At 60.5% G+C, this 13,776-nt stretch carries 11 protein-coding genes; 8 read left to right on the top strand and 3 right to left on the bottom strand.

Translation table 11 applies throughout. The features are described from left to right. Positions 1 to 51: 51 nt before the first annotated feature. A complete protein-coding gene (locus tag AC13QE_RS00145) occupies positions 52 to 969 on the top strand; it encodes a LysR family transcriptional regulator (RefSeq protein ID WP_488482069.1) in 918 nt (305 codons plus the stop codon). Positions 970 to 1,048: 79 nt separating this feature from the next. Here the strand turns inward: AC13QE_RS00145 and AC13QE_RS00140 are convergent, their stop codons facing one another. Both AC13QE_RS00140 and AC13QE_RS00135 read right to left on the bottom strand, forming a co-directional pair. Further along, positions 1,049 to 1,789, bottom strand: coding sequence for an ROK family protein (locus AC13QE_RS00140; RefSeq protein WP_488482068.1), 741 nt, complete (start codon positions 1,787 to 1,789; stop codon positions 1,049 to 1,051). Between the two features lie 40 nt (positions 1,790 to 1,829). Beyond that, positions 1,830 to 4,250 carry a glucan 1,4-alpha-glucosidase gene (locus AC13QE_RS00135; protein ID WP_488482067.1) on the bottom strand — a complete coding sequence of 807 codons (2,421 nt, stop codon included), beginning with the start codon at positions 4,248 to 4,250 and terminating at the stop codon, positions 1,830 to 1,832. Positions 4,251 to 4,429: 179 nt separating this feature from the next. Between AC13QE_RS00135 and AC13QE_RS00130 the strand changes: the two genes are divergently transcribed. The 5 genes from AC13QE_RS00130 to AC13QE_RS00110 all read left to right on the top strand — a co-directional run bounded on the left by AC13QE_RS00130 (position 4,430) and on the right by AC13QE_RS00110 (position 9,697). Further along, entirely contained in the window at positions 4,430 to 5,956 is a 1,527-nt protein-coding gene (locus AC13QE_RS00130) for an ABC transporter substrate-binding protein (RefSeq protein ID WP_488482066.1), read from the top strand. A 181-nt stretch (positions 5,957 to 6,137) separates the two neighbouring features. Continuing rightward, entirely contained in the window at positions 6,138 to 7,079 is a 942-nt protein-coding gene (locus tag AC13QE_RS00125) for an ABC transporter permease (RefSeq protein ID WP_488482065.1), read from the top strand. Beyond that, entirely contained in the window at positions 7,079 to 7,957 is an 879-nt protein-coding gene (locus tag AC13QE_RS00120) for an ABC transporter permease (RefSeq protein WP_488482064.1), read from the top strand. Before AC13QE_RS00125 ends, AC13QE_RS00120 begins: the two co-directional genes overlap by 1 nt. Beyond that, positions 7,958 to 9,166, top strand: coding sequence for an amidohydrolase/deacetylase family metallohydrolase (locus tag AC13QE_RS00115; protein WP_488482063.1), 1,209 nt, complete (start codon positions 7,958 to 7,960; stop codon positions 9,164 to 9,166). Between the two features lie 18 nt (positions 9,167 to 9,184). Next, complete coding sequence (locus AC13QE_RS00110; protein WP_488482847.1) at positions 9,185 to 9,697, top strand: RidA family protein; 513 nt, start codon at positions 9,185 to 9,187, stop codon at positions 9,695 to 9,697. Positions 9,698 to 9,764: 67 nt separating this feature from the next. On the opposite strand, the gene AC13QE_RS00105 is transcribed toward AC13QE_RS00110, so the two are convergent. After that, positions 9,765 to 10,598, bottom strand: a complete 834-nt coding sequence (locus AC13QE_RS00105) for an IclR family transcriptional regulator (protein ID WP_488482062.1) — start codon at positions 10,596 to 10,598, stop codon at positions 9,765 to 9,767. Positions 10,599 to 10,690: 92 nt separating this feature from the next. On the opposite strand from AC13QE_RS00105, the gene AC13QE_RS00100 reads away from it, so the two are divergent. Both AC13QE_RS00100 and AC13QE_RS00095 read left to right on the top strand, forming a co-directional pair. Continuing rightward, positions 10,691 to 11,887, top strand: a complete 1,197-nt coding sequence (locus AC13QE_RS00100) for an aminotransferase class V-fold PLP-dependent enzyme (RefSeq protein ID WP_488482061.1) — start codon at positions 10,691 to 10,693, stop codon at positions 11,885 to 11,887. Positions 11,888 to 11,919: 32 nt separating this feature from the next. Then, positions 11,920 to 13,752 carry an ABC transporter ATP-binding protein gene (locus AC13QE_RS00095; protein ID WP_488482060.1) on the top strand — a complete coding sequence of 611 codons (1,833 nt, stop codon included), beginning with the start codon at positions 11,920 to 11,922 and terminating at the stop codon, positions 13,750 to 13,752. Positions 13,753 to 13,776: the final 24 nt, after the last annotated feature.

Genomic DNA, 13,776 nt, shown 5'->3' with positions numbered 1-13,776 from the left:
TCATGCGTCCAATATATGGATAGAGCATCATCCATATGTTTGAGATATGCCATGATCGAACTTAGACATCTCCGTTATGCCATGACCGTTGCCGATGAGGGCCATATGACCCGCGCTGCCGAAAGACTCGGCATCCAGCAGCCGCCGCTCAGCCAGCAGATAGCCAAGCTGGAGGCCATCGTCGGTGCGGCGCTCTTCAAACGCCTGCCGAGAGGCGTCGAGCTGACGGATGCGGGGCGGACGTTTGTGGAGAGGGCAAGGACCATTCTCCACGATGTCGATCTTGCGATAGAGGCGACAAGGCGCAATGCCCGCGGAGAAGAGGGAAGCCTCGCCATCGGCTTTACCAGTTCGGCCGCCTTTCATCCCTTGGTCAGCGCCGCCGTCCGCTCGCTCGGCGAGACATCGCCGGATGTCGCGCTCAAGCTTGAGGAAGCCAGCACACCCGATCTGATCGCCATGCTGCATTCCGGCCTTCTCGACGTCGCGCTCGTGCGCTCTCCCGTTGCACAGTCGGGCGGTCTTGTGATTTCTCGAGTTCTCGATGAAGAGATGCTGGTCGCTCTTCTAGATCGTCATCCCCTTGCGACGGCGAAAAGAGAGGAGCCTCGCCACGTTCGATTGTCGGAGCTCGCAGACGAAGCCTTCATACTTTACCGCCGTCCCTCCGGGCCGGGGCTATACGACAGTATCATAGCGGCTTGCCTTGCCGCGGGTTTCAGCCCGAAAATACGGCATGAAGCTCCCCGGTTGCTGTCGACGCTCAGTTTAGTCGCCGCTGGACTCGGAATCTCCATCATTCCAGGATCGATCGCCCGGCTGGAGACGAACGGCATCGCCTATCTAAGGCTCGACCCGGGTGCCAATCTCGTGGCGCCGCTTTATCTCGCGCGAAAAGATGAGCAACCAAGCGGCGCGCTGCAACTATTTGGCAACATCGTTCAGCACGAGAAAACCTTACTGAAATAAGCCGGCTATCTTTCTAGCCGCAAAGATCAAGCGACCTGAGACTGATCCTCATGTCGCTCCATTCGATCACCGCCGCAGCCTAGAAGCTCAAAGTCGTATCCTTCCAAAGGCGAAATCCTCCGAAAAACGCATTTTCGTTGTCGCTGATACGGCAGGCGGGGGGTAGTTCCTTGAGCTTCTCGGCATTGCCGCCGCCAATGACGATTTCGTGCGGCAGCAAGGCCGCCCTCAATCTTTCGACGATATCCTCGATCGACTGCCGCCATTTTTTCTTGCCGTATTTTTCAAGGCCACGCTCGCCGATGAAGTCTTCGAAGGTGCCCCGCTTCTTGTAGGGCAGATGGGCAAGCTCCATTGGCAGACAAACGTGATTGGCAATCATCGCCGAACCCAATCCTGTGCCGAGGCCGAGAAACAGCATATTGCCATCTTTGTAGTTGCCGATTGCCTGCATCACGGCGTCGTTGACAAGCCTGACCGGCTTGCCGAAAGCGGCGGAAAAGTCGAAATCCTGCCAGCCGCTTCCGAGGTTATGCGGTTCCATAGCTGGCCTGTTGTTCGAAACAGGCCCGGGATATCCCATACCGATAACGTCGTATCGCCAATCACTCGTCAGATCCTTGACGGTCTGGACCATCTCTTTTGCCGACATTGTAGGCCCGGAGACGGCCGCCCGGCGCTCACCGCCGGAGCTGAGACGCATTTTTACATGCGAACCGCCGAGATCGATTGCCAAGACGACAAGCTCCTCTGTCGCAGCCGGCGCCACGGTTTTCTTCAGTTTTACGTTTGTTTTGCGGCTCTCTGTTACCTGGCTCATATTCGTCCACACTTTCTATCCACGACGGGTACAAATCGCACTATGGCGCCTCAACGACGGAGACGGAGAAATCCTCTCCTTCCCAATGATCGGTGTCAGGCCAGTAAAAGGTAAAGGCAATCGACCCGCCTTTCGCCAGGCGCTCGCATGACAGCTCCGCAACATGTATCCCGAAGCCGTTCTGGCTCGTTTCGGTATCGCTGGCGTTAGCCCAACCGTCGACACTCCAGCGAATGATCGCCCGCGCCATGACTTCGATCCGCAGGCGTTTGCCGACGGAAAGCTGCGACAGCTTGTTGTTGAAGCGCCATGGCACGAAGGGTGCCGTCACCTTGTTTGTCACGTAACGCTCGACACCTTGCGGCGGCATGTCGAAAACCGCCCCGTCTCTCAGCGAGCGCAGGAGCTTGATATGCTCGGCATGAGCCCAGACGAGTGGCATGGCGCTGCCGGAAGGTTTCCCGAGAACAAGGCCCAGCTCCGGGATATCGGGCTGGTCCCACACCTGTTCCGGCAGCAATCCGCCCTGCCCGGCAGACTGCTCGAGTGTCTTGAGCAAACCAAGAGCCGCATCCGGCCGGCCGGCGGCGAGCTCATAATGGGCGCGCTCGCCCGCAAGTAAGGGCCATGGACGCCCGATGCCCGTGCCGTCGAACGGGCCGCCATCTTCGTGCTCGCCATAGCCGTCACCGGTATAACGATACCATAGCGGCCCTTGCGGCAGGTCGCATTTGAGCTGTGCGTCGATCACCTTCACCGTGTCGAGGATGCGAGGATCGTCGGCGGCTCGCAATCCGAACCGTACCAGCGCCAAGGCATCGGGACTGACGACTCGCGCGGTCGGCAGGAACGATTCAGCGGGCGGCCTGTTCTTGATCGGCACGAAACCATCGGCGGGCGAGCTTCCGTCGGCGATCTCAGGCGGCGCAATACGGACATAGTAGCCCTTGACCCCGAGAGCGGCGCTTTCCGCATCGCTGCTGACATAGGTCCAGCGCTCGATCTGGTCGTTCCAGGCATCCGCGGTCTGCCGCAGATAGTCCGCATTGTGCATCTGACCGGCAATTTCCAGAATATCGGCCGCCGCCAATAGCGCAGCGATCTCAACCGCCAGTGTGAAGGGAGAAAAGCCGCCATCCTCCTCCCAGCGGTCCTCACCCGTGACGGGGCCGTTGACGACGACGTAGCGCGCTGCGCTTTCGACCATCGGCACGTAGGACAATAGCAGATCGCCCGTAAGGACCCCCTCGCGGCGCAGCGCATCGGCAAGCAGGATCGGGAAAGCGCATTCGTCCATTTGGATCCCGCTCCAGTAAGGCTCGCCATCCAGCCAGCAATTCTGCGGCCAATGCCCATCCTCTTCCTGGATGACGCGCAGATAGGCCAGAATGCGCAGCGCATCCTGCGAAGCGCCCGCAGCTAAAAAGCCGCCGGCTGTCTCGACCAGATCGCGCGGCCAGACCAGATGATAGCCACCGAGGTCTTCGTCGCCCTTGGCAAAGCCCCACGGAATGGAGAGAGAAGCAACGGCCGGACCCTCGAAAGAGAGTGGCCGGTGCGTTGCCAGTACGGCTGTCGAGATTCGATAGCGATTGACTTCGGGCGGCGGCGCTCTCGGTTCATCCAAACCCAGCAATCCGTCCTGCCAGATCCGCCAGTCGGCGACATAGCTGCGCTCGGCGCTGTCATAGCCGGCCTGCAAGCTGGCAAGAGCATTATAGCCGGCCTCTTTTGAATGGCTTCCAAAGCCGAGCGATACGGTGACCGTGTCGCTGCCGCCGATCAGATCGATCTCGCCGGTCAGGGCGACGTTGCCGTCGACGGCACGCGCGACGGCTGGATCCAACCGGCCCTCTTTCTGCAATTGCTGCCAGCCGTCGGAAATACCGACATAGCCGGCAGATGCCGTTCGCCAGCCGCGGCTGACGGCAAGAGCCATCGAGATGCCGCCTGTGCCCGTCGCAAAAAGCATCGGCGTGCCCTTATAGTCTTCCACCCACCCCGTATTGCCGTAACCGGCATTGACCAGATGGGGAGCGGCAAGCAGATAGAGACGATAATCGTGGATCGCTCCCTCAAGCGGCTCGAACGATATCTGCTGGAGCAAGCTGCTGCGCATGGGATCGACGATGATGCGCTTGATGATCCGGTAACGGCCATCGATTGCAGTATTGATCAACCGATAGGCCGGAACGCCATCCTCGACCGTGGTGACGACGCTCTCCGTATCGCGCTTTTCATCCGAAAAATAACCATCGGGACCTGTGACGATCAATCCGATGTCGCGGGTACAGGCACTGTCGACGCGGGGATAATAGATTTCGTTCAAGATGCCGTGACTGAGAGTGAACCAGATGCGGCAAGCCGGCGAAAGCGCCGTGCCAACTCCGCTCTTTGCACTGGACGTCCAACGAGGTTCGATACCGTTCACGTTGGGGCCGGAAGCATCGTAAGGCGCCATGCACTATCTCCTCTATTGCTGCAATCTGCTCCGACGAAACTGTTTCGGCAAGACGGAACCTTTGCGCATTCAAGCCGATGTGCCCTTGTTTTCACCACCATTGACAGCCCCCGCCCGTTCTGTATTCTGTTATAAAATCTTATATAACATAATTATGGAACATAATTGGGAGAATTTCGATGAAACTGGGACTCGGATTCCTGATTGCGGCTGCCTTGGTTGCAGCGCCCTCACTTTTGATGGCTCAGGAAAAAGGTGGCGTCATCAATGTCGCGACGATCGGCGAGCCGCCGACGCTCGATCCAATGACTTCCACCGCAGATCTCGTCGGTATCGTCACCCAACATATCTTCGAAACGCTCTACACCTTCGACAAGGGCTGGAACGTCACGCCGCTGCTTGCCGAGAGCCTGCCCGAGATCAGTGCCGACGGCAAAAGCTACACGATCAAACTCAGAACCGGCATCAAGTTCCATGACGGCAACGTCATGACGTCCAATGATGTGGTCGCCTCGCTCAACCGCTGGACCAAGCTGGCGTCGCGCGGCAAGCAGGCGGGTGGCTTCATCGAATCGATCACCGCCCAGGATCCGGCCACCGTCATTATCAAGCTGAAGCAGCCCTATGCCCCGCTTACCTCGCTGCTCGCCTTCAACAACTCGGCCGCCATCATCATTCCGGCCAGCAGGCAAGCAGATACGATGACCGACTTCATCGGCACCGGTCCCTATATGCTGAAGGAGCGCAAGCCCGACCAGTATATCCAGTTGGTCCGTTTCGACGGCTACAAGCCGCGCGATGGTGAAAGCAATGGTTACGGCGGCGCCCGGCATCAATATCTCGACGAAATCCGCTTCGTCCCAGTGCCCGATGCCAATACCCGCGTCGAGGCGGCCATTTCCGGCCAGTACGACTATATCGACAGTCTTCCTGTCGAATCCTTCGACAAGCTGAAGTCCGCTTCGGCGACCCAGCCGCTGCTCCTGAAGCCGTTCGGCTATCCGGTCTTCGTCTTCAATACCGCCGACGGCATCACGAAGAATGTCGCGATCCGCAAGGCGATCCGTCAGGCGCTCAGCATGGAAGATATGCTGGCGGCAGCCTTCGGCAGCACAAATTTCTATACGGTTGATGGCAACATGTACCCTGCCCCCTTTACCTGGAGCACGGATGCCGGCGTCAAAGGGAACTACAACGTCGCCGATCCGGAAGGTGCTGCAACTGCCGCCAAGGCGGCAGACTACAAGGGCGAACCGATCCGCATCCTGACCAGCCGCCAGTACGAGTTCCATTACAAGATGGCGCAGGTCGCGGCCGAATATCTGAAACAGGCGGGCTTCACGGTAGACCTTCAGGTGGTCGACTGGGCGACGCTGACCCAACGCCGGGCCGACAAGGCGCTGTGGGACATTTACATTAGCCACAGCCCTTTCCTGCCGGAACCGGCGCTGATCGGCACGCTGTCGCCAAGCTCGCCCGGTTGGTGGACGACGCCGACGAGCAAAGCCGCGATCGACGCGTTCAACACAGAGGTCGATCCCAAGAAGCGCATCGAGCTTTGGGCCAATGTTCAAAAGACCATTTATGACGAAGCTCCGATGATGAAGATCGGCGATTTCAACGCCGTTGCGGCGATCTCCACCAGGCTTCAGGGCGTCGCCCCCGCGCCGTGGCCCTACTTCTGGAATGCATCGATCAAGAAATAAGCCTCCCAAGGCGCTCGGGCGCCGGTCGCGGCCGGCGCCCGTTCCGAATCCCGTCCGCTTGCGGATCTAGAGCAATCCCAGGAAAAACGCACAGCGGTTTTCCGTTCGGGATTGCGAGAACAAAGAAATAGGGTGGTTCCGCCGGTCGAAGAGAAGCGGAACTACTCTGGGAACCGACGCAATGATACGTTACATCCTTCAACGGCTTGCGGGCATGATCGTCGTGATGTTTCTCGTCGTCACGATCGTTTTCGTGATCGTGCGCGTGACCCCCGGCGATCCGGCCGCCGTCATGCTCGGCCCCGATGCGACCGCGCAGGATATTGCCGAACTGCGAACCCGGCTTGGCCTCGACCAGTCCATCGTCGTCCAATACCTGTTCTATGTCGGGCAGTTGCTGAAGGGCGATCTCGGCCAGTCGATCTTCCTCAATATTCCGGTCTCCTCCGCGCTTCTTGAACGCGCCGAGCCGACCTTTTTCCTGACGCTGTTCTCACTCCTCATCGCTGGCGTCATAGCGCTGCCGATCGGCATCTATGCCGCCTATCGGCGCGGATCGCTCGTCGACCAGGCTTCGATGGCGATCGGCATGCTGGCGGCGAGCATACCGAGCTTCTGGCTTGGCCTCATCCTGATTCAATTCTTCGCGGTGCGCCTGGGGATATTTCCGGTGTCCGGCTATGGCGGTCCGGGCGCAAGTTTCCTGGATCGCATGTATCATCTGACACTACCGGCCGTCGCACTCGGTCTCGTGTCCTCGGCGCTGATCCTGCGTTTCACGCGCGCATCGATGCTCGACGTGCTCGGGGACGACTATATCCGCACCGCCCGCGCCAAAGGGCTCATCGAACGCCGCGTGGTCCTCAAACATGCGCTGAAGAACGCGTTGATTCCCATTCTCACCGTCCTTGGGCTGACAGCGGCCGTGCTGATTTCCGGCGCCGTCGTCACCGAGACCGTCTTCGGCCTGCCGGGTGTCGGAAGCCTCGTCGTCTCGGCGGTGCTGCGCCGCGACTATCCGGTGATCCAGGGGGCCCTGCTCGTCATCGCCGGCCTCTACGTCCTGATCAATTTTGCGATCGACATGCTCTACCTGCTGGTTGATCCGAGGGTACGCTACTGATGGCCGATATCGCAACCGATACACCAAAGCAGGCACAGAGCGAGCGAAGCAACTTCCTTCGCCGGCTTCTGAAGCGCAAGACCGTCGCCGCCGGCCTCATTGTGCTGACGATCTTCGTGCTGCTTGCCATCCTCGCCCCCTGGATCGCGCCCTATTCGCCCTCGAAGCTCTCGATCGTCAATCGACTGAAGCCCCCAAGCGGGGTTTACTGGTTCGGCACCGACGAGTTCGGCCGCGATATTTTCTCCCGCACCATCTATGCAGGACGATTGTCGCTGCTCGTCGGAGCCGCCGTCGTGGCTCTGTCGGCTGTGATCGGCGTCACGCTGGGCCTGCTCGCCGGCTTCTTCCAAAGGCTCGACACGCCGATCGCCCGCCTGATCGATGCGATGATGGCGTTTCCCGACATTTTGCTCGCCATTGCGCTGGTCGCAGCCCTCGGCCCGTCGCTGACGACTGTTATCGTCGCGCTATCGATCGTGTACGCCCCGCGGCTGGCCCGCATCGTCCGCGCCTCGACCCTTGTCATCCGCGAACTCCCCTACGTGGAGGCCGCCAAGGCTCTCGGCATCTCGACGTTCCACATCATGACGCGGCATGTGCTTAGAAACCTCCTGTCGCCGATCCTGGTGCAGGGCTCGTTTCTCTTCGCCAGCGCCATGCTCGCCGAAGCCGGGCTCTCGTTTCTCGGCCTCGGCGTCAGCCCCGAAATCCCGACCTGGGGAACCATGATCGCGGCCGGCCGCCAATATATCGGCCAGGCCGACTGGATGACCTATTTCCCCGGCTTTGCCATCATTCTCTCCGTGCTTTCGCTGCAAATGGTCGGCGACGGCCTGCGGGACATGCTCGATCCAAGACTTCGAAAGGACTTGTAAATGACCGGTGAAAAAGCGGGCAAGCCGCTCCTCCTCACCAATGTAAAGCCCATGGCATTCGGCGCCACCACGGCTGCCGGCGTCATCGACATTTTCGTCGGCGCCGACGGTAGGGTCGCCGCTTTCGGCCCGCAGCTTGCCGCTCCCGGCGATGTCGAGCGCATCGACGGCAAGGGCGCCTGGATCTCTCCCGGCTGGGTCGACCTGCACGTCCATATCTGGCATGGCGGCACTGATATCTCGATCCGCCCCTCCGAATGCGGCGCCGAGCGCGGCGTCACGACGCTGGTCGATGCAGGTTCGGCTGGCGAAGCCAATTTTCATGGGTTCCGCGAATATATCATCGAGCCTTCCAGGGAGCGCATCAAGGCCTTCCTCAATCTCGGCTCGATCGGCCTCGTTGCCTGCAATCGCGTTCCCGAATTGCGCGATATCAAGGATATCAATCTCGACCGCATCCTCGAATGCTATGCCGAGAACAGCGAGCATATCGTCGGCATCAAGGTGCGTGCCAGTCACGTCATCACCGGCTCCTGGGGTGTCACACCCGTTAAGCTCGGCAAGAAGATCGCCAAGATCCTGAAGGTGCCGATGATGGTGCATGTCGGCGAGCCGCCGGCGCTCTACGACGAAGTGCTAGAAATCCTCGGCCCGGGCGATGTCGTCACGCACTGCTTCAATGGCAAGGCCGGTTCGAGCATCATGGAGGATGAGGACCTCTACAATCTCGCCGAGCGCTGCGCCAGCGAAGGCATCCGGCTCGATATCGGCCATGGAGGCGCGTCCTTCTCCTTCAAGGTCGCGGAAGCGGCAATCGCGCGCGGCCTGCTGCCCTACTCGATCTCGACCGACCTGCATGGGCATTCGATGAACTTCCCGGTCTGGGATCTCGCGACCACCATGTCCAAGCTGCTCTCGGTCGGCATGCCGTTCGACAAGGTGGTGGACGCCGTCACCCATGCACCGGCCTCGGTCATCAAGCTTTCGATGGACAGCCGGCTGTCGGTCGGCGAACGGGCCGATTTCACTATCTTCGATGTCGTGGATGCGGATCTCGAAGCGACCGATTCTAATGGCGACGTCTCGCGCCTCAAGAAGCTGTTCGAACCGCGTTACGCGGTGATCGGCGCGGAGGCGATCACCGCTAGCCGCTACATACCGCGCGCGCGCAAGCTCGTTCGCCACAGCCACGGTTATTCGTGGCGCTAGTCAAAACATTAAGATCGCATAGCAGGAGCATACGTGAACACGTCCCCAACACAGGCCGCTTCAGCAGCGCAAACACCTTACCAGCGACTGGCCGCGCTCGGCATCGAGCTGCCGCCGCCGCCGCCGCCGATCGCCAATTTCGTCACCCATGTCCGCGAAGGCAACGTGCTCTATCTATCGGGTCAAGGGCCGCGGGAGCTGGATGGCCACCTCCATTCTGGCAAGGTCGGCGGTGATGTCGGCGTCGACCGGGCCTATCAGCATGCGCGGCTGACGGGCATCAATCTTCTTGCGGTCATGCACGATGCACTCGGCGATCTCTCCAGGGTGAAGCGGGTGGTAAAATTGCTTGGCATGGTCAATGCCGTGCCGCATTTCGAGGATCATCCAAGCGTCATCAACGGCTGCTCGGACCTCTTCGTCGAAGTCTTCGGCGAGGCGGGCCAGCATGCCCGTTCGGCCGTCGGCTTCGGTTCGCTTCCCGGCAATATCACGGTCGAAATCGAAGCGATCGTATCGCTCAATGATTAGTCTTTGCGCAATTCCGGACGCAAAACCGCGTCGCACTTTTGCTGGAATTGCTCCAAGGAGGACGAATTCAGTGGTTGCGCCAGCCCATCAGTTTTTCGATCCGCTCGGCAGCCGCGCGCACCTGCTCGCCATAATGGTTGCCGTCGGAAACGGCTTTCTGCTCGGGAAGCACGATCGAAATGGTCGCGACACATTGACCATCCCGGTCAACGACCGGCGAGGCTATACAGGCAACCGCATAATCGGACTCCGCCACCTGGATGGACAAGCGCTCCTCAAATGCTTTGCTCGCGGCATCGGAAAGCACGCCGGCATCGACCTCGGCCCGACCGGTCGGCGAGGTGCGGGCACAGCGCTTGAAAAGCTCGATCCTTTCCTCTTCGGGCAAATGCCCGACCAACAGCCGGCCGGACGCCGTCCAGTTGAGCGGCACGCGGGTTCCGACACGGGAAGCGACCTGGAAATGGCTTGGCCCATCCGCCATCGCCAGTACCAGCATGTTGTCGCCGTCGCGACCACAGACCTGCACCGTCTCGCTCGCCTGCCGGCAAAGATCGTGCATCTCGCGCGTTGCGACGCTCATGAAATCCAGCGACCGGGCATAGGCGAGGCCGTAATGGTAAAGACGCGCCCCGAGCCAGACGGAACCGTCGGCATTGCGGCCGAGCATGTTCTTTTCGACCAGGTCGTCGATGATCACGTAGACGGTCGAAAGAGGCGCCTTGATCGCCTTGGCAATCGCATAAGCGCCAGCCGGCGCGCCGGTTTCATAGAGATAATCGATCACCTGCAGCGCGCGGTCGATGCCGCTCACGCGCGAACGGCGCGCGCCTTTCGTTTCCGCTTCCCCGATCGAATCGGCGTCTTCAGGGGGTGCGGCGGATAGGGTGTTGGCGTCCAAATCAACGCTCCTCGTGAAATTTCGAGAAGCTATTACATTACTATGGTATAACTGTCGATGACAATCGGCAGTCGTCACTTTGGAGAGATAGAATGTCCGATGATATCCGTAGCAAGATCGGCCTGAGGCCCGTCATCAACGTATCAGGCACCATGACGAGCCTCGGCGCATCGATCGTCGTGCCCGAAGCCATTGCGGCGATGGCGGCGATCCTGCCGCAATTCGTCGAGATCAACGACCTTCAGCGCAAGGCCAGCGCCGTCATCGCGCGGCTCACGGGCGGCGAGGCAGGCTTCGTGACGGCATCCTGCTCCTCCGGCATCAGCCTCGCTGTCGCCGGCGCCATCACCGGCAACAACCTGCTCTCCATAGAGAGGCTGCCTGATGCCGCACCGGACAAGAACGAAGTCATCGTGCAGATGGGCCATGTGGTGAGCTACGGCGCTCCAGTGGATCAGGCGATCCGCCTTGCCGGCGGCAAGGTCATGCTGATCGGTCAGGCAACATCGACGCATCGCTTCCATATGGAAAACGCCATAACCGAGAAGACGGCGGCAGCCGTTTACGTCGTATCGCATCATGTGGTCGATTACGGCCTGCTGCATCTGACCGAATTCGTCGAGATTGCCCATGCCAAGGGCGTGCCCGTCATCGTCGATGCCGCGTCGGAATATGACTTGAAGCTCTTCCTGGCGCAGGGCGCCGATGTCGTGCTCTATTCCGGCCATAAGTTCCTCGGCGGCCCGACCTCCGGCATCGTTGCCGGCAGGAAAGAGCTGGTGCGCAACGCCTTCCTGCAGAATATGGGCATCGGCCGCGGCATGAAGGTCGGCAAGGAAAGCATCTATGGCACGATGGCGGCGCTTGAGGCCTGGGAAAAGCGGGACCATGCCGGCATCCGCGAACGCGAGACCGGCTATCTGAACCTATGGAAGCGAACTCTCGACGGCCGCCCCGGTGTCACCGCCCTGATCGAGCCCGATCCCACCAACAACCCGCTCGACCGCATGCGGGTCATCATCTCGGCGCCCGAGGCGCATATCACCGCCTGGGATCTTGCGGCGGCGCTTGGCCGCGGCAACCCGCCGGTCATCGTGCGGGACCATGAGGTGGAGCATCACTATTTCTATCTCGACCCATGCAACCTGCATCCCGGCCAGGAGGCGATCGTGGCGACCCGGCTTGCCGAGGAACTCGACAAGGCACGTGCCTCCAACGAGATCATCGCGACGCCGATCGAAAACCGCAGCCGGCATCGCTTCGACAGCGTGCTGAATTGGCCGGACTGAGCTGTGGCAGGAATCCTAAGAAGGGAGCAAGCATGAGCACGTCGCAGGCAAAGGCCGCAGGGGCCGCCGAACCCATCCTCTCCGTCGAGAACCTCACCACTTCATTCCTGATGGATGGCGCATGGAGACCCGTCGTGCGCAATATTTCCTTCTCGGTTGCGCCGGGCGAGACGGTAGCGATCGTCGGCGAGAGCGGCTCGGGCAAGAGCGTCACCTCGCTCTCGATCATGCGGTTGCTGCAGAGCGATTCGAGCCGCATTGAGGGGAGGATCATACTCGGCGGCCGCAACCTGCTGTCTCTTCCCGAGCATGAGATGCGCAAGGTGCGCGGCAACGACGTATCGATGATCTTCCAGGAGCCGATGACTTCTCTCAATCCGCTCTTCACCATCGGTGACCAGATTTCCGAGGCCCTGCTTTGCCACAGGGACATGTCGGCCGCGGACACCAAGGCCGAGACGATCCGGCTGCTCGAGAAGGTCCGCATTCCCTCGGCCGCATCGCGCTTTCATGAATATCCGCACCGCTTTTCCGGCGGCATGCGCCAGCGCGTCATGATCGCCATGGCGCTCGCCTCGAGGCCGAGGCTGTTGATCGCCGACGAGCCGACTACCGCCCTCGACGTCACGATCCAGGGCCAGATCCTCGACCTCATCAAGTTGCTGCAGGACGAAGAAGGAACCTCCGTCCTGTTCATCACCCATGACATGGGTGTGGTCGCGGAGATCGCCGATCGCACCGTCGTCATGTATCGCGGCGAGCAGGTGGAGACGGGTGCGACGGCCGACATCTTCCATCGCGGCCAGCATCCCTATACCCGCGCACTTTTGTCAGCTGTGCCGGTGCTCGGTTCGATGCAATCCTATGAACGGCCGCTGCGCTTCCCCGTCGTCAATACGGCAACGGGAGAGTCCGACACGCCTGCCGAGGTGCCGGATACGGTCGCAAAGGAAAAGCCGGTGCTGCAGGTGAAGAACCTCACCAAGCGCTTCGACATCCATTCGGGCCTCTTCGGAAAGCTCAAAGGTCGCGTGCATGCGGTCGAAAATGTCTCGTTCGATCTCTTTGCCGGCGAAACATTGTCGCTTGTCGGTGAATCCGGATGCGGTAAATCGACGACGGGGCGTGCGATCATGCGGCTGATCGAACCGCAATCCGGCTCCGTCATCGTCGACGGCCGCGATGTGCTCTCGCTTGGCAAGCGGGATATGCGCGAGATACGCAAATCCGTGCAGATGATCTTCCAGGATCCCTTCGCCTCGCTCAACCCGCGCATGACGGTCGGTCAGGCGATCGCCGAGCCCTATCTCGAACACAGGATGGGAACGGCAAGGGAGGCGAAAGAGATCGTCGCCGATATGCTGCGCAAGGTGGGGCTGACGCCCGACATGGCCAGCCGCTACCCGCACGAATTCTCCGGCGGCCAGCGCCAGCGCATCTGCATCGCCCGTGCCCTGGCCCTGCAGCCGAAGGTGATCGTTGCAGACGAAAGCGTGTCAGCGCTCGACGTGTCGATCAAGGCACAGGTGATCAATTTGATGCTCGACCTGCAGCAGAGCCTCAACCTTTCCTTCCTGTTCATCTCCCACGACATGGCCGTGGTCGAACGCGTCAGCCATCGCGTCGCCGTCATGTATCTCGGCGAAATCGTCGAGATCGGCCCCCGCGCCGCCGTCTTCGGCAATCCGCAGCACGACTACACGAAGAAGCTGATGGCGGCCGTTCCGGTGCCGGACCCCGATCGCCGACGTGAGAAGCGCATGGCGACGAGCGACGAATTGAAGAGCCCGATCCGGCCCGTCGATTATCTGGTCAAGCCACGCGAGTATCGAGCAGTCTCTTCCAGCCATCTGGTTGCCGTCTGACACCGCAATCCGATCGACCGGAAG

This window comes from Martinezella sp. CNPSo 3957, assembly GCF_057784395.1.
The sequence above is the reverse complement of the archived record's forward strand: the minus strand, read 5'-3'. Positions and strand labels throughout refer to the sequence as shown.